Origin of the sequence: Mucilaginibacter gracilis (assembly GCF_003633615.1) — a bacterium.
GTDB classification, from domain to species: Bacteria; Bacteroidota; Bacteroidia; order Sphingobacteriales; family Sphingobacteriaceae; genus Mucilaginibacter; species Mucilaginibacter gracilis.
Window position 1 is genome coordinate 3242848 of sequence record NZ_RBKU01000001.1, and the last position, 21867, is coordinate 3264714.

General features: G+C 40.1%; 22 protein-coding genes. 19 read left to right on the forward strand and 3 right to left on the reverse strand.

The genetic code is table 11. From position 1 onward, the window contains the following. Positions 1–3 precede the first annotated feature (3 nt). From BDD43_RS14020 to BDD43_RS14050, 7 genes are all read left to right on the forward strand, one after another. Positions 4–432: a hypothetical protein gene (locus tag BDD43_RS14020; protein WP_147425640.1), complete on the forward strand. Its 429-nt coding sequence runs from the start codon at positions 4–6 to the stop codon at positions 430–432. Between the two features lie 134 nt (positions 433–566). Further along, complete coding sequence (locus BDD43_RS14025; RefSeq protein WP_121198270.1) at positions 567–4040, forward strand: response regulator; 3474 nt, start codon at positions 567–569, stop codon at positions 4038–4040. Between the two features lies 1 nt (position 4041). Then, complete coding sequence (locus tag BDD43_RS14030) at positions 4042–4866, forward strand: CheR family methyltransferase (RefSeq protein WP_121198271.1); 825 nt, start codon at positions 4042–4044, stop codon at positions 4864–4866. Then, on the forward strand, positions 4859–5476 hold the full coding sequence (locus BDD43_RS14035) for a chemotaxis protein CheB (RefSeq protein ID WP_162847072.1): 618 nt from the start codon (positions 4859–4861) through the stop codon (positions 5474–5476). The genes BDD43_RS14030 and BDD43_RS14035 overlap by 8 nt, the downstream gene beginning before the upstream one ends. A 3-nt stretch (positions 5477–5479) precedes the next feature. Further along, positions 5480–7138 (forward strand): ATP-binding protein, encoded by a 1659-nt coding sequence (locus BDD43_RS14040; protein WP_121198273.1) that lies wholly within the window; start codon positions 5480–5482, stop codon positions 7136–7138. 46 nt (positions 7139–7184) lie between these two features. Continuing rightward, a protein-coding gene (locus BDD43_RS14045) for an IS630 family transposase (protein ID WP_233276784.1) occupies positions 7185–8317 on the forward strand; the annotation gives its coding sequence in 2 pieces (ribosomal slippage) (positions 7185–7614 and positions 7614–8317; 1134 coding nt in all). Positions 8318–8354: 37 nt separating this feature from the next. Next, positions 8355–8615 (forward strand): response regulator, encoded by a 261-nt coding sequence (locus BDD43_RS14050; RefSeq protein ID WP_246001574.1) that lies wholly within the window; start codon positions 8355–8357, stop codon positions 8613–8615. Here BDD43_RS14050 and BDD43_RS14055 read toward each other — a convergent pair. Together BDD43_RS14055 and BDD43_RS29710 are read right to left on the reverse strand one after the other, a co-directional pair. Further along, positions 8612–9097: a methylated-DNA--[protein]-cysteine S-methyltransferase gene (locus tag BDD43_RS14055; RefSeq protein WP_121198275.1), complete on the reverse strand. Its 486-nt coding sequence runs from the start codon at positions 9095–9097 to the stop codon at positions 8612–8614. The genes BDD43_RS14050 and BDD43_RS14055 overlap by 4 nt on opposite strands. A 71-nt stretch (positions 9098–9168) precedes the next feature. Further along, complete coding sequence (locus tag BDD43_RS29710) at positions 9169–9381, reverse strand: hypothetical protein (RefSeq protein ID WP_147425641.1); 213 nt, start codon at positions 9379–9381, stop codon at positions 9169–9171. A gap of 123 nt (positions 9382–9504) precedes the next feature. Here BDD43_RS29710 and BDD43_RS14060 point away from each other — a divergent pair, with 123 nt between their 5' ends. The 7 genes from BDD43_RS14060 (at position 9505) to ccsA (ending at position 17499) form a co-directional block, all read left to right on the forward strand. Further along, positions 9505–10188, forward strand: a complete 684-nt coding sequence (locus BDD43_RS14060) for a heme exporter protein CcmB (RefSeq protein WP_121198276.1) — start codon at positions 9505–9507, stop codon at positions 10186–10188. Positions 10189–10310: 122 nt separating this feature from the next. Next, positions 10311–11513, forward strand: coding sequence for a carboxypeptidase-like regulatory domain-containing protein (locus tag BDD43_RS14065; RefSeq protein ID WP_162847073.1), 1203 nt, complete (start codon positions 10311–10313; stop codon positions 11511–11513). Positions 11514–11634: 121 nt separating this feature from the next. After that, positions 11635–12309: a cytochrome c biogenesis protein gene (locus BDD43_RS14070; RefSeq protein ID WP_394339624.1), complete on the forward strand. Its 675-nt coding sequence runs from the start codon at positions 11635–11637 to the stop codon at positions 12307–12309. Beyond that, positions 12309–12593, forward strand: coding sequence for a CcmD family protein (locus BDD43_RS14075; protein WP_121198278.1), 285 nt, complete (start codon positions 12309–12311; stop codon positions 12591–12593). Before BDD43_RS14070 ends, BDD43_RS14075 begins: the two co-directional genes overlap by 1 nt. Before the next feature lie 241 nt (positions 12594–12834). Further along, positions 12835–14271, forward strand: coding sequence for a Glu/Leu/Phe/Val family dehydrogenase (locus BDD43_RS14080; RefSeq protein WP_121198279.1), 1437 nt, complete (start codon positions 12835–12837; stop codon positions 14269–14271). Between the two features lie 356 nt (positions 14272–14627). Further along, on the forward strand, positions 14628–15038 hold the full coding sequence (locus BDD43_RS14085) for a cytochrome c maturation protein CcmE domain-containing protein (RefSeq protein WP_121198280.1): 411 nt from the start codon (positions 14628–14630) through the stop codon (positions 15036–15038). Between the two features lie 4 nt (positions 15039–15042). Then, on the forward strand, positions 15043–17499 hold the full coding sequence (gene ccsA / locus BDD43_RS14090; RefSeq protein ID WP_121198281.1) for a cytochrome c biogenesis protein CcsA: 2457 nt from the start codon (positions 15043–15045) through the stop codon (positions 17497–17499). Between the two features lie 46 nt (positions 17500–17545). On the opposite strand, the gene BDD43_RS14095 is transcribed toward ccsA, so the two are convergent. Continuing rightward, positions 17546–19156 carry a hypothetical protein gene (locus BDD43_RS14095; protein ID WP_121198282.1) on the reverse strand — a complete coding sequence of 537 codons (1611 nt, stop codon included), beginning with the start codon at positions 19154–19156 and terminating at the stop codon, positions 17546–17548. A 212-nt stretch (positions 19157–19368) separates the two neighbouring features. On the opposite strand from BDD43_RS14095, the gene BDD43_RS14100 reads away from it, so the two are divergent. From BDD43_RS14100 to BDD43_RS14120, 5 genes are all read left to right on the forward strand, one after another. Then, positions 19369–19617, forward strand: a complete 249-nt coding sequence (locus tag BDD43_RS14100) for a hypothetical protein (protein ID WP_147425642.1) — start codon at positions 19369–19371, stop codon at positions 19615–19617. Between the two features lie 141 nt (positions 19618–19758). Next, positions 19759–20541 carry a Rossmann-like and DUF2520 domain-containing protein gene (locus BDD43_RS14105; RefSeq protein WP_121198284.1) on the forward strand — a complete coding sequence of 261 codons (783 nt, stop codon included), beginning with the start codon at positions 19759–19761 and terminating at the stop codon, positions 20539–20541. Between the two features lie 20 nt (positions 20542–20561). Beyond that, positions 20562–20894 (forward strand): 2Fe-2S iron-sulfur cluster-binding protein, encoded by a 333-nt coding sequence (locus BDD43_RS14110; protein WP_121198285.1) that lies wholly within the window; start codon positions 20562–20564, stop codon positions 20892–20894. Between the two features lie 19 nt (positions 20895–20913). Then, the gene (iscX, locus tag BDD43_RS14115; RefSeq protein ID WP_121198286.1) at positions 20914–21153 is read left to right on the forward strand and encodes a Fe-S cluster assembly protein IscX; all 240 of its coding nucleotides are present in this window, start codon (positions 20914–20916) and stop codon (positions 21151–21153) included. Positions 21154–21264: 111 nt separating this feature from the next. Further along, the gene (locus BDD43_RS14120; RefSeq protein ID WP_121198287.1) at positions 21265–21777 is read left to right on the forward strand and encodes a KdsC family phosphatase; all 513 of its coding nucleotides are present in this window, start codon (positions 21265–21267) and stop codon (positions 21775–21777) included. Positions 21778–21867: the final 90 nt, after the last annotated feature.

Sequence of the window (21867 nt, forward strand, 5' to 3'; positions counted from 1 at the left end):
TATATGCGAATCGGGTCGTTTATTGCTCTATTGGGTTTTATAGTTTTAACAGCAGGTACATTTAGCCCCCTGTTAAGTTTTGGAATACGAATGAATGTTTACTCGCTTAACAAACCTTATGGCATTACTATGCTGGTTATAGCTGTGGTAGGTATTTTGGGTAGCATACTACAGCAACGTTTGTTAGCAAAAATTGCTTCGTTTGCATCGTTGTTATTAGTTGTGTTGCTTTATGCGGCAGCATTCTCTAAAGTAAACAGTGCTTTTAGTTTTATACCGTTTAAAGGTTTATCTACAGGTTTATCGCACTTAATTAAATTTAAATGGGGCTGGTATGTGTTGTTTATTGGCGGTGTAATAGCAGTTGTAGGCAGTATTGCTAATCGCCCGCCGGTAACTATTACAAAACCATCCGAAATAGCACCTATTTAATAGTAGTTTAAAAAATATTCTTAAAAGTATATTACTTTTAGTTTACCATTATACATTTGTATAGTGGTTTTTTTTGGTTCGTTTTTCGTTAATTGTTTTTTTAAAACTATTTTTATCAGCATAAACGCTATTTTATGGTAAAATTGTCTTTCCGTCAGCAAGTAATAACCGGTTTTTCTGCTTCTATACTGCTTGTTTTTATTATCGGTCTTCTTTCATACAATAGCATTAAAAATTTAGAAGTGGATGCCAAATGGGTTGATCATACCCAACAGGTAATTAAAAACTCAAATAACCTGCTCCAGTTAATGATAGATGCCGAAACCGGTGTGCGTGGTTACGGAGCTACAAACAACAAAGTTTTTTTAGAACCTTATAACACAGCTTTACCTAATATTGCCATTAAGATAGATTCGTTAAAAAAATTGACTGATGATAATCCTACACAGCAAAAGCGGATAGATTCGTTAAGTTTACTGGTTGAAAAGCAGCTCAATATCCTTAAAACCGATATAGAGACAAGAGAAGCGAAAGGGCTGGACTATATGGTACAAAACCATATGTTTTTGAACGGTAAAAACAATATGGATAGCATTCGTTATTTACGCGAGCGCATCAATAATGAAGAAAATGTTTTGCTTGTGGCCCGCAAACAGAGCTCAATTAAGCAATCAACCACTACAACCTTAATTATTCTTACAGGTTCTACAATATTTCTCTTGATAATACTTGTGCTGTTTTTTTATATACAGCAAACTTTTGATAAACAGAAAGTAATTGAAGCTAACATTTTAAGTGCTAACTCACAACTGGAAGAAGTATTGGCCGAAAATGAAGCCAAAAACTGGCTGCTTACAGGCACAGGTACCCTGAGTGAAATGGTGCAGGGCGAGCAAAGCGAAAAACAACTGGCCGAAAAAATTATTACCGAGGCTTGCCAATTTACCGGCGCACAAACGGGTACTTTTTATGTGTTTAATGAAGCCGAAAACTGGTTGGAGTTTGTGGCAGGCTATGCGTTTCATAATTTGGATGTTATAAAAAAGCACATTAAGCTGAGTGAGGGTTGGATAGGCCAGACCGCTAAGGATGGCAAAATACAATTAATTAAAGGCAAGTTAAACAGTAGGTTGGGATTAGAGTCGTCGTTACTGTCAAATGATATTGCCGAAACCTTAATTGTGCCTTTCTTTTTTGACAAAAAACTTAAAGGTGTTGTTGAATTAGCTTTTACCAATGGTTTGAGCAAAGGTGATGAAGACTATTTGCGCACCATTGCTAACATAATGGGTGTATCTATTAACACTGCCCAGGCCCGCACTATTATGCACGATTTGTTTGAGGAAGTACAGCAGCAAGCCGAAGAACTGGAGGCACAGCAAGAGGAGCTGCGCACTACCAACGAAGAACTCATCAAAAAAACAGAGATGTTGCAGGCATCCGAAGAGGAGTTGCGTGTGCAGCAGGAAGAATTGCGTACCACAAATACCGAACTGGAAGAAAAAGCCAGTTTACTGGAAGAAAAAAACCAGGCAATTGAAGAGGCCCGCCGTTCCATTGGGCAAAAAATGCGCGAGTTGGAAGCTACGGGTAAATACAAATCGGAGTTTTTGGCCAACATGAGCCATGAGTTGCGTACACCGTTAAATAGTATTTTGGTGCTTGCACGGATACTTAAAGACAATAAGGCCCAAACGCTTACAGACGACCAGATTAAGTATGCTACCGTAATATTTAATGCCGGTAATGATTTGCTTACCTTGATTAACGATATTTTAGATCTGTCGAAAATAGAATCGGGTAAGTTAGAACTGGTTAATGAGCAGGTTAAGATAGCCGCAATATTAAAAGATTCGGAAGCGTTATTTGCCGAGGTTGCTAAAAACAAAAACATAATATTTACCACCAGGCTAGAAGCCGGCGTGCCCGAGTATATCCTTACCGATATGGTACGCACCCAGCAGGTTGTTAAAAACTTGCTATCCAATGCCTTTAAGTTTACATCCGAAAATGGCTCGGTATCGGTAATAGCCGATTTAGACGAAACCAGGAAAAACCTTTCTCTTACCATTAAAGATACCGGCATAGGCATCCCTTATGATAAGCAAAAGCTAATTTTTGAGGCATTTCAGCAAGCGGATGGGTCTACCAGTCGTAAATATGGTGGTACGGGCCTGGGCCTTTCAATAAGCCGCGAATTGGCGCATTTATTGGGTGGGGTTATTAAATTGAAGAGCACGCCGGGAGAAGGCAGCGAGTTTTCGTTAATATTGCCGTTAGAAGGGATACTTGCTTCAACCCAGCACGAAGCTGATGAAGTGCCCACAGTAAAATCGTGGATAGAGGGTAACGACGATGCTACACCTTTTGCGTTTGACAAGCCGTTGCAGTTAGATACCAAAAAAAGCGGCCGCACCGAGCCTTTGGTTGTTATAGTTGAAGACGATAAAAACTTTGCTTCTATACTACAGGATTACGCAAAACAGCACGGCTATAAATCTATTTTAGTACACGATGGCGACAGTGCTGTAGCTACCGTTAAAACTAACCAGCCCGATGCCGTAATATTGGATATTATGCTGCCCGGTAAAGATGGCTGGCAAATTTTAAAGGAACTTAAAAAAGACCCCGAAACTACAAATATACCGGTTCATTTAATGTCGGCTGGGGATGCAGCCGTTAATCGTGTGCGGCAGGAAGGGGCTATTAGCTTTCTTAAAAAACCAATCAATATAGAAGTTTTAGATAAGCTTTTTAAAGATATGGCTTTTAAAAGCGGCAGTAACTTTAAGCGGATATTGCTTATAGAAGACCACAAAATGCAAAGCCAGGCGTTAAAAGATTTGATGGAGAAACAGGGTATTACTGTTGACCAGGCCTTTGATGGCGAAACGGCCTTTAATTTACTGCTAAACAACGAGTACCAATGTGTGATATTAGACATTAACCTGCCCGATATATCTGGCCTCGACCTGTTGGATAAAATAAAAGAGGTTGAACGCTTTTCGTCATTACCGGTAATTGTTAACACGGCAATGGAATTGGATAAAACATCAGTTAGCAGGCTTATGCAGTATGCCAACGCTATGGTGGTGAAAAACAACAAATCGTCCGAACGTTTAATTGACGAGGTAAACCTTTTCCTTAACAAAATAAATAGTACCGCAGGTAAAACTTATCCTGCAGCGGTAGAAACTGCAAAAATAAAATCATACGCGGGTGATAAAAGTATGCTTAAAAACAAAAAAATATTAATTGTTGACGACGATATGCGCAACATTTTTGCGCTTAGCAGCGCCCTGCAAACCTATGATATGCAGGTTGAGATAGCTAACGACGGCGAAGAATCACTTACCAAGCTGGAAGAGCTTAAAGGCATTGATATGGTGTTAATGGATATTATGATGCCTAAGATGGATGGATACGAAGCCATGAGGCGCATACGCCAGCAGCCAAAATGGGCTAAGCTGCCGGTTATAGCGTTAACAGCAAAAGCCATGAAAGAGGATAGGGAAAAGTGCATAGAAGCCGGCGCCAATGATTATATAACTAAACCGGTTGATATTGACAGATTATTGGCACTGATGCAATTGTGGCTGGAACAATAAAATGAGTATGACAGACGATATTTCTATATCGGAATTGGATGATCTTATATTGCTGATAAAGCAGGTTCACGGGTTTGATTTTTCAAGTTATACCAAGGCATCGCTTAAACGCAGGGTTTTGCGTATTATGCAACTCAAAAAGTTGGCTTTTTGGGATTTGAAAAATGTGTTAGTTAACGACCCCTTGTTTTTTCAGGAATTTTTAGATGAGATCACGGTTAACGTTACCGAAATGTTTCGCGACCCTACATTTTATAAGGCACTCAATACGCAGGTGTTGCCATACCTGGCTACATTTCAGCACATCAAAGTATGGAGCGCAGGCTGCTCATCGGGAGAAGAGGCCTATTCGCTCGCTATGCTGATGCAGGAAGCCGGACTGAAAGACAAAAGCTTTATATACGGAACTGATATTAATGCCGAGATGCTTGCCCAGGCTAAAAGGGGTATTTATACTTTGCGCAATATTAAAAGTTATGCCGAAAATTATAAACAAACCGGTCTGCCCGGTACGTTAACAGATCATTTTACCATTATGTATGATGCCGGTGCCGTACACAATGAATTGAAGCGGAATACGTTATTTTCGGTACATAACTTAATATCAGATAGTGTTTTTAACGAATTCCAGATGATATGTTGCCGTAATGTATTTATCTATTTCGAATCGTCGCTTCAGGATAAAATTTTAGAAGTTTTTTATAATAGTTTATGTAACCTTGGTTTTTTGTGCTTAGGCTCTAAAGAAACCATTCGCTCTGAGTATTACAGGAAGCGGTTAAAGGTTGTAAATTCGAGGGAGAATATTTATCAAAAAATTGGATAGCGATAATTACGAAAACTTGCTGAAGCGATTAAGCGCGGCCGAAGTTGTTATTTTGGGTGGTTCGGCAGGTTCGTTCACGCCTATTTTTAACATCATTAAAATGTTGCCCCAAACTTACAACAAGGCTATTGTTATTGTAATACATAGGGGTAAAAATAATTTTAGCGATATTGAAAATCTGTTCGGTGATAATTGTCGTATATTAGTTAGCGAAATTACGGATAAAGATAAAATTACCGGTGGCCATGTTTACATAGCCCCTGCAAATTACCATACTTTGTTTGAAAAACGTAAAACGTTTGCGTTAGATGTATCCGAACAGGTATGGTATTCAAAACCCTCAATTGATGTTACTTTTGAAAGTGCGGCTGATGCTTACGGAGATAAGTGTGCCGCAATATTGCTATCGGGCGCTAATCAGGATGGTGCAAGCGGGCTTTTAAAATTGCGAAACAAAGGAGCACTAACCATCGTACAAAGGCCAACTGATGCCGAGATAGGGATTATGCCTCAGGCCGCGGTTGATATTAACGCCGGGGAATTTATTTTAACAAGCAGTGAAATATTGAAATTAATAAGTGCCAGTTCAACAGAAACCCAATCTTCATAAGTTATGACGCCAATCAATATACTTATTGTTGACGATAAAGAAGATAACATTGTTGCTCTTGAAGCACTGATAGGCCGCAGTGATATACGCCTTATATCAACAACATCGCCCAATGAGGCCCTTAAAATGGCCTGGGAAAATCAAATAGCCATAGCCCTTGTTGATGTTCAAATGCCCGAAATGGATGGATTTGAATTTGCAACCATGCTTAAGGCAAACCCTCGCACCAAAGACATACTGATTATATTTGTTACCGCAATATCAACCGAATCTAAATACGCGGTTAAAGGTTTTAGTGCCGGTGCTGTTGATTATCTTTACAAACCGCTTGACCCTTATATAACCGCCGCCAAGGTTGATTCGTTTATTCAACTATCGCGGGGGCAACAACAGATACGGGAAAAAAACCAGGAACTAGAAAATTATGCTCTTGTTGTTAAAAATTCGGCAGATATAATTTGCACTGTTGATGCCGCCAGTTTCCGGATAATAAGCGTCAACACCGCGGTTGAAAAAATATTGCAATACCGGCCCGAAGAGTTAACCGGCAAAAGTATAGTAGGGCTTTCGATACAGGAAGATGTAGCTTCGTTTAAAGAAAATTTAACAACGCTTATTAACGAAATTAAAGGATTTGCATCGTTTGAGTGCCGCTTTGAAACTTTTGACAAACGCCAGATATGGGTTGAGTGCCGGGCGTCATACCGTAATAAAATCCTTTTTTTTAATATAAGCGATATCACTATACAAAAGGATTATACCGAGCAGCTCATCAAATCAAAAGAGCTGGCCGAGTACAGCACAAAGGTGAAAGAAAATTTTTTGGCTAATATGAGCCACGAGTTACGCACACCTGTAAATGGCATATTAGGTATTACATCGTTACTAAAAAACACAACGCTCGATAGCCAGCAAAAAAATATGATTGATTTGCTGGGTTCAACCTCGCAATCTTTATTGGGTGTTATTAACGATGTGCTGGATATATCAAAAATGGAAGCCGGCAAATTTAGTATTATACGCAAGCCGGATAACATCCACCTTGTGGTAAAAACTGTTTACGACCTGTTGAAGTTTAAAACCGACGAAAAGGATATAGAACTGCTGCTTGAAATTGCACCAAATGTACCCGAGTATATCATGGTTGATTCGTTACGGATTAACCAGATCATGATGAATTTGTTGAGCAATGCCGTTAAATTTACCGATAGGGGTTATGTTAAGTTATCACTAACTGTTGCCCAGCAACTGCCAGGCAAGGTTCAGCTTAAATTTAATATTGAAGATACAGGCATAGGCATATCTACAGGTAAACTCAATAAGATATTTGATTCGTTTGAGCAGGCCGAAGACGATACAACCAGTAAATACGGCGGTACGGGCCTTGGCCTCGCTATTGTAAAAAAACTGGTTGAACTTAAAGGTGGCGAACTAACAGTGAGTAGCCAGATAGGCAAGGGCAGCACCTTTAGTTTTATTAACTGGTACACAGTGGCCGTGCAAAAACCCGAGGTTAAGCCTGTAGAAAAGACCGGAGCAAAATTATTACTCTCGTTAACCGATTTAAAGGTACTAATAGTTGAAGACAATGTGGTTAACCAATACCTGTTATCGAAAATATTAAAAGATTGGAACGCAATTATAGAGGTAGTGTTAAGTTAAATATAATATGACGTATAAAAGCGTATATTTGTAAAACAAATTACAGATGGTACGTTATACGATAAAACTTACAAAAGAGGAGGTTGGAGAGTTATACTCGATAATCAACAAGGGCTCCCATAGTTCTCAAACATTCCGGACAGCCTATATACTATTGAATTGTGATGAAGGGGAATATGCGGAGAAAATAACAAATGAACAGATCAGCAAAGTCCTGAAAGTAGGGATGCGAACGATAGACCGGGTGAAGAAAAAGTTTATTGAAGAGGGTTTTGAAGGTGTTTTAGATCGTCGCCCCACCAGCCGTGTTTATGAAACAAAATCAGATGGCGATGTAGAAGCGAAGCTGGTTGCCTTGTGTTGCAGCGAGCCGCCTGAGGGGTTTGCTAAATGGTCATTAAGGCTACTCGCCGATAAAATGGTAGAGTTGGAATATGTAGAAAGTATTTCGCATGTAACAGTAAGAAGTGTGCTTAAAAAAACGAACTTAAGCCTTGGAAAGTAAAGGGCTGGGTAATACCACCGGAAAAAAGCAGCGAATTTGTAGCCAATATGGAACGCGTATTGGATGTATACAAAAAACCTTATGATGAGGAATTTCCGGTTGTATGTATGGATGAGTCGCCAAAACAATTGATAGAAGAAGGGCAGCCCTCTCAAGCCATGAAGCCTGGCCAGGAGGCAAGAGTAGATTACGAGTACATAAGGCATGGGGTAGTCAATATATTTATGGCCAACGAGCCTTTGAGGGGCAAGCGCTTTGTAGAAATTACGGCGTTTAAAACCAAAAAGGACTGGGCTTTATTCGTAAAAAGAATAGCAGATGAATGGTACCCGACAGCGAAAAAAATAACTTTAGTAATGGACAATTTTAAAACCCATTCGGCCTCTGCATTTTACGAGACATTTGAACCAGCCGAAGCCAAAAGGCTATGGGATAGGTTTGAGTTTGTTTATACGCCCAAGCATGGAAGCTGGCTCAATATGGCCGAGATAGAATTGCATGTATTGAATGGGCAATGCCTAAACAGGCATATTTCAACAATGCTGAAGATCAATGAAGAGGTAGCGGCATGGCAACACAACAGAAATAATAAGAACAGCAAAATTAACTGGCAGTTCGAAAATAAAGATGCGCGAATAAAACTGAAAAGACTTTATCCGTCATTACACGATTAACATAACAGTAGTTGATAACGGTAAAAAAGCAATTGAAATGTTGGTTGAAAAAAATTTCGACATTGTATTGATGGATACCCACATGCCCGAAATGAATGGCTACGAAACCGCCAGAGCCATCCGCTCGGATTTTGATGAGCCCAAACGGAGTATCCCCATCATTTCATTATCGGCGGCGGCGTTTGAGCATGAAAGGCAGGAAGCTATAGATTCGGGTATGAATGATGTGCTTTCCAAGCCTTTCCAATCTAAAGACCTCCATCAAAAAATACAGGATATTTTGAAAATCAAAGCTTAAAAAGCCAGTTTAGTTTGGCCAATACCGGCTACCATAGCCTCGTGTTGTAGCAGCCATTTTTTGCGCCATATGCCACCTGCATACCCTGTTAAACTACCGTTAGCACCAATAACCCTATGGCAGGGCACTATTATCCATAAATTATTTTTGCCATTGGCCGCCGCTATTGCCCTTATTGCTAAAGGGTTTTGCATCCTTTGGCTTTGTTGGGTGTAACTTATGGTTTCGGCATAGCCAATATTCATTAATTGGTGCCAAACTTGCTGTTGAAAGTCGGTGCCATTTTGTTTAAACGGAAAATCAAATGCGCGCCTCGTACCAGCAAAGTACTCATCAAGTTGGTTGGCTGCTTGTTGTAATAGTGGTGATGTGCATTGTTCGTCTTCGGGGCAATTATCTAAAACAGATACCGCACTAATAAAGCCGTCGGTTTCGGTTATGCGGGCAATTCCCAACGGGGTTTGATGAAAAATAAACTGCATAACGGCTAAACTATCAAATTGGCCCGACAGTTTAGTTTGATGTATACGTTTTTGAGGTTAAATTTTAAGCATCAGGATGCGCTGGGTAACAATTCGCGCAATTGTTCCTCTATCTCCAAGTCTATCTTTGATTTTAACAGTGAACCACATTTAGAACACCTGATCTCGTTAGTGAGCGTTTTTTCGAGTGTTAAATAAGTTATAGCTGTAGTTTGATATCTATAAATAGAATTCGAGCAGCTTCTGTTAAAGCAATAACTTGCTATGTGGTCATTGGCTTTCATTGTTTTATATTTTGATGTTAACAAGTAAAAAGCAACAACTATACCATAGTACACCGCATTAAAAAGATATTATAAAATAAAATGCGTTATTGGCTCAACAGGGTATATTGTATATTTGCAATAATGGAGATGTACAGGCAAACAAAGCAGCTTTTAAAAAAAGAAATTTTATTAGAATGGCGATCGAAATACGCCTTTAATGGAGTGCTTTTGTATGTAATATCTACCGTATTTGTGTGCTACATGGCTTTTAACCTCAATCCGGGTTTTAGCGAGGCTAAGAGCTATCCGCTGGTTTGGAATATTTTATTTTGGATAATTATCCTGTTTGCATCGGTAAATGCTATAGCCAAAAGTTTTTTGCAGGAGAGTAAAGGGCGGTTGTTATACTACTATTCTATCGCCGGTCCGCAAGCTATTATCTTATCCAAAATAATTTACAATATATTATTGATGACTTTATTGAGTACACTGGCTTTAATAGTGTACAGCCTTTTCTTTAAAAACCCTACAAACGATACATTATATTATTTTATAACCGTGTTGCTGGGCAGCGTTAGTTTTTCAACCGTGTTTACCATGATATCGGCCATTGCCTCAAAAGCGGGTAACAATGGTACTTTAATGGCCATATTAAGTTTCCCGGTAATTATACCGGCTATACTGGTGCTTATCCGCATGAGCAAGCGCGCTATGGACGGACTGGACCGTAGCTTAAGTTACCAGGATATTGGTGTGCTTTTGGCCATTAACGTTGTTGTTATAGCCACATCGCTGCTATTGTTTCCGTATTTATGGAGAGATTAATTTAATTAAAATTACACAATAAAAAACCAATTAAATTGTTACAGAAGCAGCTACATCTAAATAGGTTTTTACAGTTAATTTTATCCATGCGTTTTTGGCTTTATTTAATTTTGTGTTTATCAATGCCCGCTATTGCTGCGGCACAAAACGGAATTATAACAGGAAAAGTTATAAGTGCCGATCTGCAAATTCCGCTTAACGAGGCGAGCGTTTTTTTAAGTAATGCAACTTATGGTACGGCAACCGCAAGCAATGGTACATTTACCTTACAGAACATTAGGCCAGGGCAGTACGAATTGGTGGTGAGCTACGTAGGTTATGATAGTTATCATAAAACTATTATGGTTACCGGAGCTTCTATAAACCTCAGTATAGAAATGCATTTAAAGAGCTATGGGCTTAACGAGGTAGCTATCACATCGCACAAGTTTTCTAAAGAGAACTTTGCCATGTTTGTGCAGCATTTTTTAGGTGTATCGCAAAATGCCAAGCAGTGTAAAATAATTAACCCCAAGGCGGTTGATTTGTATTATAATGCGGCAGATAAAGTTTTAAAAGGCCACTCGGACGATTTTATAATTATTGAGAACCGGGCGTTGGGCTACAAGCTTAAATATTTGCTTGGCGAGTTTAAGTGGGACGGGATAGACGGGATTACAACAATTGGCGGCCAGCCACTTTACGAAGACCTGAAGGGAAGCAAAGCGCAGTTAGCCCGTTGGCACCAAAAGCGCGAAGAAGCCTATCATGGGTCGAGTATGCATTTTTACAGGTCGTTAATTAACAATGAAGTTGCTGCTCAGGGTTTTATGATGTACCATTTAGTGCGGGTGCCTAATAGCCAAAGGCCGCCGCAGCATGTTATTGTGAAAAAGATAGATCAGTTTATGGCCGAACGTAACCGGGATTCGGTAATTCGTTGGCAAAATTTATATAACCTGCGCAAGTATATTGAAACACTGGGTACCCTGGCGTTATTGCCCGAGGATGTTTATTCGCGCCTAAGTTCGGATGTGTTTGCCCTGCATTTTCCGGGAAGTTTGTATGTGGTATATACCAAAAAGCATGATAATAACCTAAATGATTTGATATATAGGCCATTAACTATGGAAAATTTTCAGTGTACCATAGTTACCCTATATGGCAAATTTGCGCAGTTTGATTTGAACGGCGTAGTTATAGGTGGCGATGGCGAAAGCAGGAGCACCTTAAATGAAGGTGCATGGGCAGATAATTTAATGCCCGAATTATTGCCCGTTAACTATGTGCCTGATGATAAAAAAACAACGCAAGCATCTACAAGTAATTTGCCGCCACTTAAATAATACCGCCTGGCCAAAGTTGTGGTAAAATTGCGCGTTACCATGAGTTGCCTGGGTAGTGTATAAACTTAAAAATATTACCTTTGCCCAATACTCCGGCTAACCGGGCGAACATATAATTACAATGAAGTTTATATATCAAACATGGTGGAAGGTTTTGGCAGTGGTGCTGGTGTTTTACACCCTTATAGCAGGCTTTTTGTTGCATGTTGTTGCGTTGCCCATACTGCACGAAACCATCAGGAACCTTTATTTTCATGTACCTATGTGGATGGCCATGTTTTCGGTTTTTACCATATCTGTGGTGTATAGCATTTTATACCTTAACACAGGTAAAGAAGAATACGATATAGCATCTGTGGAATGCATCAATACTGGGATGTTGTTTTTTGTGTTGGGACTATTAACCGGAATGATTTGGGCCAAATATACCTGGGGCGAGTTTTGGAGTAACGACCCTAAACAAAACAGCGCTGCAATAGCTTTTTTATTGTACTGCGCGTACCTGGTACTCCGTAACTCCATTGATGAAGAGCAAAAACGCGCCAAAATATCGGCTATCTATAATATTTTTGCTTTCCCGATTATGGTGGTGCTGATTATGGTTTTACCGCGATTGACAGACTCGTTACATCCCGGCAACGGCGGTAACCCGGCCTTTGGCAAGTACGATCTTGAAAATAGTATGCGCGTGGTACTTTACCCTGCATTTATTGGCTGGAGTTTAATAGGAGTTTGGATAGCTACGTTAAGGTACCGCATGAGTTTAATTGAGTATAAAAAGAACGCTATAGATTAATGAAAAATTTATTGGTATTAATAGTTTTAACTTTTACGGTATTGATTACAGTAAAGGCTCAAAGCAAAGTAAGTAGTGATACAACAGGCATAGTGCTAAAAAAAGATACCGTATCGCAAGTAATAATTGCAAAACCGGCCCCCTCTGTTTTAGTACAAATGGACGATACCTTGCGCAGTTCGGGTAAAATATATGTGGTAATCACCACCATTGCTATTGTTTTTATTGGATTGGCTATCTATTTATTTGCGATGGACAGACGTTTGAAGAAACTGGAAGAGTAGTTTTTTTATCAAATTTGAAATTTATTGGCGTTTTTTCATCTGTTTTTTTTCATTATTGAAAATAATACTCTTGTTGGTAATGGTTCAAAAAATAAGTTTAAACTAACTAAACATAGTTTTAGGGCTTGCGTTTAAGGTGTATAGCTTACACCATTAAAGTTTGTATTTGTACAATTGGTATAAATTGCTGCACCTTTGTCAACTTTTTTAAAAGAACCGTTTATTTATCAATTTCCTAATTATGTCTAACAGTAAGATAGTTGCCAATTCGGCCGAACATTTTTTTGGCGATGTTTGTAATAATTTTGATCATGCCGCACAATTTACAAACCACGATGCCGGCCTGCTCGATCAAATCAAATCATGTAATAGTGTTTACCGTTTTCGTTTCCCTATCCGCAAGGGTAACGGTTTTGAAGTAATAGATGCCTGGCGCGTTGAGCACTCGCATCACCAATCGCCAACTAAGGGCGGTATCCGCTACAGCGATATGGTAAACGAAGACGAAGTGATGGCACTTGCCGCCCTCATGACTTATAAATGCGCCATTGTAAACGTACCCTTTGGCGGTGCCAAAGGCGGTATAAAAATTAACCCTAAAAACTACACCGTACAGGAGCTGGAAAATATTACCCGCCGCTATACAGTTGAGCTAATAAAAAAGAATTTTATTGGCCCCAGCGTTGATGTACCCGCCCCGGATTATGGATCGGGAGAGCGCGAGATGAGCTGGATTGCCGATACCTATGCCACCATGAACCCCGGCCAGTTGGATGCCATGGGTTGTGTTACCGGTAAACCTATTGCTTTACACGGTATTGCCGGTCGCCGCGAGGCCACGGGCCGCGGTGTTGCCATTGCCGTGCGTGAGTGTGTGAGCGTTGCCGAAGATATGCAGAAGCTTGGTTTAACAACAGGTATATTGGGCAAAAAAGTTATTGTGCAAGGGCTGGGTAATGTGGGTTACCACTCGGCTAAGTTTTTGGCAGAGTTTGGTGGCATAATAGTTGGCCTTTGTGAATTTGAAGGAGCCATTTATAACGAAGATGGTTTGGATATTGAAGCCGTATTTTTACACCGTAAAGCAACCGGATCTATTTTAGGTTACCCCGGTGCAAAAAAAGAGTTTAAAAACTCGATGGAAGGTTTAGAGCAGCCCTGCGATATATTGGTACCTGCTGCTTTAGAAAACCAGATAACCGAAGCAAACGTAAAAAACATACAGGCAAAAATTATTGCCGAGGGTGCAAACGGCCCAACTACTCCGGAGGCGGAAGCTATATTTTACGCCAAAGGTGGTATCATCATCCCGGATATGTATGCTAATGCGGGCGGTGTAACGGTATCGTACTTTGAGTGGTTAAAAAACCTTTCGCACGTAGCATTTGGCCGCATGAACCGTAGGTTTGAAGAAAACTCAAACCTTAACCTGGTTAACATGGTTGAAGGTATTACAGGTATTGCACTATCGCCAATGCAACGGTCGAGCATTATAAAGGGTGCCTCGGAGCTCGAACTGGTAAATTCGGGATTGGAAGATACCATGATCCGGTCGTACCACGAGATACGCGAAACCTATAAAAGCAACGCTAAAATAGATACACAACGTACTGCGGCGTTTGTGGGAGCTATTAACAAAATAGCGGTATCATACCAAAATCTTGGTGTTTGGCCGTAAATTGATTTCGGAAATCGGATGGCTGATTTCGGATTTGATTAATTTTACAAAGGTCATTGCTTATAGCGGTGGCCTTTTGTTTTTTAGAGATATTGTAGCATTTCGGGATTTTTATGTGATGATTTTGTGTTATTCAATCCGAAATTGAACATTTGAATCTCTATATATCGTTAAGAATAATTCTAAATAAGATATATGGCTTGTAATAAAGATTATTAGCCCGGCGTTTTGTATTTTTGCAGTCCGAAGTTAAAACAATAAAATTTCTAAGGAGTGCAATTATAATGGGTCACTACCTGTAACCATTTAATGGTTTGCAACTGGCGGCTTGAGTGTTATTTAAGCAAGTTAATATAATGAAAAAAGGTTCAATAATTGGAATTGTTATTATAGCCATCGCTATTGCTGTAATTATAAGTACCTACTCAAATTCAAGTACTTACGGTACATTTAAAGAGGCTGCCGCCACAAAAAGCGAATTGCACGTTGTAGGCCACCTGGATAAAAAGAAAGAATTAACCTACGACCCCGTAAAAGATGCCAACTATTTTTCGTTTTACATGACGGACAATAAAGGCCAGGAATGCAAAGTGGTATTTACAGGTACCAAGCCGCAGGACTTTGAACGATCTGAGCAAATTGTGTTAACGGGAGCAATGACCGGCGACGAGTTTCACGCATCGAAAATTTTAATGAAATGCCCGTCTAAATACACTCAAGATAAGGTTGAGGTAACCGAGTACAAGGCTAAACAAGCCGCTATTTAATATAATGGATAAAGTTTTTATAGGTGAACACCTTCTTCCAGGTCATTTGGGCCAGTTTTTTATCATCCTGGCATTTGGGTCGGCATTATTTGCAACCATAAGCTATTTTTTTGCTACAACAAATAAAAACCCGCTCGATAACACGTGGCGCAATATGGGGCGCATTGGTTTTTTAGCCAACACGGTATCGGTTATAGGCATAGGCGTTTGTTTGTTTTACATAATTTACAATCATCTTTTTGAATATCATTACGCCTGGGCCCACTCATCGCGCACGCTGCCTGTTTACTACATTATATCGAGCTATTGGGAAGGGCAGGAAGGCAGTTTTTGGCTTTGGGCCTTTTGGCAGGCCGTATTGGGTAATGTGCTGCTTTGGAAAGCCAAGAGCTGGGAAAGCCCGGTGCTCACCGTAGTTAGTTTATCGCAAACGTTACTGGCATCTATGCTTATTGGCGTGGAGCTGTTTGGCACCCGCGTAGGCAGTTCGCCATTTATATTGTTGCGCCAGGCTATTGAGGCCCCTATATTTAGTCAGCCTGATTATTTAAAGTTTATAAAGGATGGCAATGGGCTTAACCCTTTGTTGCAAAACTATTGGATGGTGATACATCCACCCACTTTGTTTTTAGGTTTTGCATCAATGGTGGTACCTTTTGCTTACGCGATAGCCGGGTTATGGACAAAACGCTACAAAGAATGGGTTCAGCCAGCTATAACTTACTCCTTGTTTTCGGTAATGATATTGGGTACGGGCATTATCATGGGCTCTTTTTGGGCTTACGAATCGCTTAACTTTAACGGCTTTTGGGCATGGGACCCGGTTGAAAACGCATCGGTTATACCCTGGCTTACGCTGATAGGGGCCGTGCATGTGCTTATTGTATATAAAAATACAGGCCAGGCCTACTTTACGGCTATGTTTTTAACGCTCATCAGCTTTGTATTGGTACTGTATGCTTCGTTTTTAACACGAAGCGGCATCCTGGGCGAAACATCGGTACATGCCTTTACCGATTTGGGTATGTTTGCCCATTTAGTTATTGATGTATTGATTTTTCTTGCTATTGCGATAGTTTTGGTTGCCATCCGATGGAAAGAACTACCCATTAGTAAAAAGGACGAAGAAACATACTCGCGCGAATTTTGGATGTTTGTTGGTGCCGTATTTTTGGGTCTGTCGTGTTTTCATTTGGTGGTTGTAACGTCTATACCGGTTTGGAATGCTATGTTCGGCACCAAACTTGCCCCGCCAACCGAGCCGATAAAATTTTATAATGTATTCCAATCGGGTTTTGCTTTTGTAATAACCTTGCTTGCAGGCTTTACTCAGTTTTTAAAATATAAAAAAACCGATACCACGCGGTTTTTTATTACTACCCTTGTTTATTTTGTGTTTGCATTGTTGGTTACCGCGCTGGTAATATACGTAACTGGCATATACCACAACAATTGGATATTTATGTTGGTTACCCTTGGAGCCGTGTACTCGGTATTGGCAAATGCCAAAGTACTTGCCGATGTATTTAAGGGGAAAATTAAACTTGCAGGGTCGGCAGTGGCACATATTGGCTTTGGTTTGTTGCTTATAGGTGCTGTAATTGCGGCAGGCACAAGCAACGTAGTGTCGATTAATAAAAGCGGTATGGTTGAGGTAGCCGGCTTTGATAAGGTTGCCGATGTTCGTGAAAATATTATGCTTTATAAAAACGAACCTGTTACTATGGGTAAATACAAGGTTACCTATATTGGCGATTCGTTGGCGGCTCCAAACCACTATTTTAAAGTAAACTATCAAACTTTTGATGCCACTGGCAAGGTGCTCGAAAACTTTATTTTAAAGCCCAATGCGCAGGCTAACGAGAAAATGGGTTTGGTAGCAACGCCTGACACCAAACATTACTTATTTCACGATTTATATACCCACGTAACCGCTGCACCAATAAAAGACGATATAAACAAAGGTGCCGGTGCAGGTGCCCACGAGGAAATTAATGACGATAAAAACTACGACCCGCCGATTGTAAACCTGATAAGTGTGGGTGATACCATTCATTACCGCGACGGTGCAATTGTTTTAAAGAGCCTTAATGCCGGCGCACAGGTTCAAAATATCCCGTTAGGAAAAAATGATGTGTCGGTTGGTGCCAAGCTTGAAATTTTAACTCACGGCAAAGTTTATCAAAGCGAGCCTGTATACATGATAAAGGGCGGTAGTGGCTTTGATTTTGCCCGTAAGGTTGAGGATGCCGGGTTAAAACTTCGCCTCAGCAAAATAAATCCTCAAAATGGCAAGGTTGAAATAACCGTTTATCAGCAGCCCGAGAGTAAAAAGGCCTATATAGTTATGAAAGCTATTGAATTTCCGTATATCAATTTCTTTTGGAGCGGCACTATCATCATGGTTATTGGTTTCCTGCTATCCATCTTCCGTAGAAATAAGGAGTTGAAGGCGGTTTAATACCATTCAAAGAATTGAGAGTAAAAAGAAGAGGCCGGTTGATTAATCAACTGGCTTTCTTTTTACTCTTTTTTGTTTTTGCGGGAGCTGGTTTAGCTTTTACTGCCGGAGCAGTGGCTGGAGCTTTAATGGCAGCCTTAGCAGCTTGTAAACTATCGTTAACCGTGCTTTTGTTTGATAGCGTATAGGCCCAACCATTTTTCCTAAAGGCCACTATTTTATTTTCCATGCGGTTTGCCTCGGCTTCCTGCTCGGGTAATGTAGGTTTATAATCTTTTATTCGTGTAAATACCGGGTTCGACTCTTCAATTATGCGGCCATAAAAGCGGCGTTGCACAAACACATCATCTAACGTTTCACCCAGTTTTCTGGCAGGGTCTATACCCACTCTAATCAACAGCTTGCGTATGTCGGCATATCGTAGCCAAAACAAGGGTTGTTCATTAACCACTTCGCCACTGCTTAAAGTTAGTTTTATTAAAGGGGCAATACCCACTATACGGGTTATTGTACGGCCTCGTGTTTTATCATAATAAACATCTTCTTTAATACGATAGCCCGATATTTTTTCGGGAGTAAAAGGGTTAGGTATTGATTTGGTACCTATAATGTTGCCGTCTTTATCCAAAACGTTTACTAAAGCCGTATCGGTAAGGTTAGCCATTATATCGTCATACCGCATTGGTATGGTAAAGGCATCGCCGGTTGGGTTTTGCGGTATGCCACCGGTTGGGTTATATGCTGTAATTTCTTTGTGTTTCACACCTTCAAGCAAAGTATTGATAATGGCAGCATGGTATCGCGAAAACTGCTTGTTTTTAGCATCGGCCAATTCAATATCGCGCCAGTAGCGGTGGTAAAATTTAAGGTTAAGCGGAACCCGGGGTTCTGGTAGCGCAAACTCGCGGGCTTTATTGAAAGTTACATCCGGATTACGGGTAACGCTTGGGGCTTGTATGCTGCTATCGGTATCCATTTTGCCGAAAGCCATTTTTGCAAGTGCCTCTGGCGAAAGCCTGTTGACGTCGTTTTTCCAGGCCTCACGCTTTTTTTGTTTTGCTAACGCTTTTGCATCTTTAGCTTTTTTGGCATTTACTTTAGCAATATATCTATCAGATAAGGTATCAACTACCTTTTTTTTATTTTTTTTTCCTTTAGTTTTTTCCGAAAGCGCGGTATCAATTTTTTGTGACAGAATTTTGGTCGTATCGGTTATCGCGGTGCGGGTAACATCAGGTTTTGGTGTAACTACAGCAACTGCTTCTGGTTTGGTTGTTGCAGCTACGGGCTTGCTTTTTATAACCGGATTTTTTTTTGCAAACGCAATGCTATCCTTTAATCTTCTTTCTGCATTTGCTTTAGCTGTTTTTGCTGATGCAATGCTGTCTTTTTGTCTTTTTTCGATAGTGAGCTTTAACGCCTTTACGGTAGCAATACTATCGCTTTGTCTTTTTTTTGCAGCGGCTTTAGCAGCCTTTTCGGCATCTTTTTTGTTTTGCTTCTCGTTTTTGGTGGTATCACGCAATGAGTTAGCAACAGGGTATTTCACGGCATTGTTTATTGCTGCCGTTGTTGTAACCCTTGTGCTAATTTGTGCTAATAATATAACGCTGTTAGCTAAAAACAGTAATATAATTAGTACAAGTCCTTTTTTCATTTTTTTTGCTTAATGTATCTAAATTAAAACGGAGTAGTTATGGCTATCTACAAGTTAATTATAAATTAATAGTGATAAATTTGGGGCCAAAATAGTAAGCAGCAATGTTGTAATTATTGTATTTGTATAATATAAATGCTCTTAAATATATAAATAAAATATCAATTTGCCCTTGGTAACGAAATTACAACATTTATGATAAAAATATGTTTATGCAGGTAGAAAATAAAAACCAATTTATCAAAATACAAAATCCGTTGATACGGATAGCCAAAATTGATTTGGTGAAAACCAGATATGTGGTTAAAGCCAATAACTTTGGTAAAATATCCAACGGCTCGTTTCCCGAAATTATTGTCGGCGTAGGCTCAGATAAGCATGTTTTTGCCTTTGAAAACGAAGCTGAACAGGCCGAAGCATTTACCCAAATTGAGCAAATTATTATTGCTGCCAACAGTTAAATGCGGTTTTAAACATGTGATAGAGGAGCGGATTAGCGCTTTTTCTTAAAGTATATAGCATATTTGCGGTGCTTTTGTTAATAAGAGCCTTATTATGCAGGGCTTACTTTTGGGCTTAACGGTTAATGCTAACATTTTAATATGCGTATCACAATTATTGGTTCGGGCAATGTGGCTACCCATTTAGCGGCAGCTTTAAAAAATGCCGGCCATAAAATTATACAGGTTTTTAGCCCTACCTATCAAAATGCTGCAATGCTGGCTTATCATGTTGGTGCACAACCTATTGATGCGCTATCTGAAATTGACCCGGTTGCCGATATTTTTATGATTGCGGTAAAAGATGACGCTATTGAAGGCATAGCAAAGCAATTAGCCGCTTACAATAAACTAACCGTACATACATCGGGGGCCACAAGTTTGCAAACTATTTTAAATTACAACCCCTTATCGGGCGTTTTTTACCCCTTGCAAACGTTTAGTAAAACTAAAGAAGTGGATTTTTGGCAGGTACCGCTATGTATAGAAGGTGCTGATAACGATATTACAGCGCAACTTGAATTACTGGCGCAAACTATTAGTAATAATGTACAGCGTGTAAGTACATCGCAACGTACCATATTACATTTGGCTGCTGTTTTTGCATGCAACTTTCCTAATAATTTGTATGCCATAGCGCAAATGCTTTTGGCACAGCATCAACTTGACTTTGGTTTGCTGCGCCCACTAATTATGGAAACAGCACAAAAAGTGCAAACAAGTTTACCCATTGATGTTCAAACCGGCCCGGCGGTGCGTAATGACACCAAAACAATGGCAGCACATATTGATTTATTGCTTGATTTACCTGCACTGAGGCCACTTTACGAGGCGTTAAGTCAAAGTATTATCAAAATGGGAATTGAACATAAGGCAGATAAGTAATTTTACTACTTTTGCAGTTAATGAACGTTTTTAATATTAAGATAAACTTTGAGGAGAAAGATCACCAAACACTTGAGCTGCCAATAGCCGAGGGTGAATCGGTACTGGATGTTTGCCTCGAAAATGGGATAGATCTGCAGCATAACTGCGGTGGTGTTTGCGGATGCAGCACTTGCCATATCTACGTAAACAGGGGTATGGATAGCATTCAGGAAATATCAGACAAGGAAGAAGATTTTATTGATCGCGCTGTAAACCCACGTATAACCTCGCGCCTGGGCTGCCAATGCATTATGATTGACGGCGATTTGGAAGTTACCATTCCGGATCAATCGCAATTTATGGGGCATTAAACTAAACCAACCTACACAGATGAACGATAAATTTGAACTACCGATACACTGGAACGATCATGAAGATATTGCTATGGGACTTTACGAAAAGTTTGGCGATGATTTTGATGAATCGAAAATATACCGCATCCGCTTTACCGATCTGTTAGAATGGATACTCACCATTCCTAATTTTGTAGGCACGCGCGAACAAAGCACCGAAGGCCACCTGGAGCAAATACAATCGGCCTGGGTTTACGAGTGGAGAGATAACCAGTAACGAAGAAGCAAGAGGCGAAATGCAAGGAGATAGAATCAAGAGTCAAGATGCAAGAATCAAGATTTTGTCTTTTGTCTTGATTCTTGCATCTTGACTCTAATTTAAAAACCTATGCTGAACAAACTCAAAGACATTACTACCTTTATTTTTGATGTTGACGGTGTATTGACCGACGGATCGGTGTTTGTTACCGAAGCTGGCGAGCAGTGCCGTACCTTTAACACTAAAGATGGTTATGCTATACAACTGGCGGTTAAGTGCATGTACAATGTGTGCGTAATAACGGGAGGTAAATCGGAGGGAGTGAGGCACCGTTTAAATGGCCTGGGTGTAACTGATGTGTTTTTAGGGGCACACACCAAACTGGATATTTACAAGGATTATATCTCGAAAAATTATATCGACCCGGCTAATATCTTGTACATGGGCGATGATATTCCGGATATTGACATCATGAAGGTAATTGGTTTACCTACCTGCCCAGCTGATGCGGCTGAAGAAGTTAAGGCTGTATCGCGATACATATCGCCGGTTTTAGGAGGCCGGGGTTGCGTGCGGGATGTGATAGAAAAAGTACTGAAAATACAAGGCAAATGGATGAGCGAGAATGCTACATCGCTGTGATTGAGAGGGGTTCATAGTTCATAGTTGATGGTTCATGATAGTGGCCTCAATGTTTATGACTTTTACCATGATCTATGAACCATCAACTAT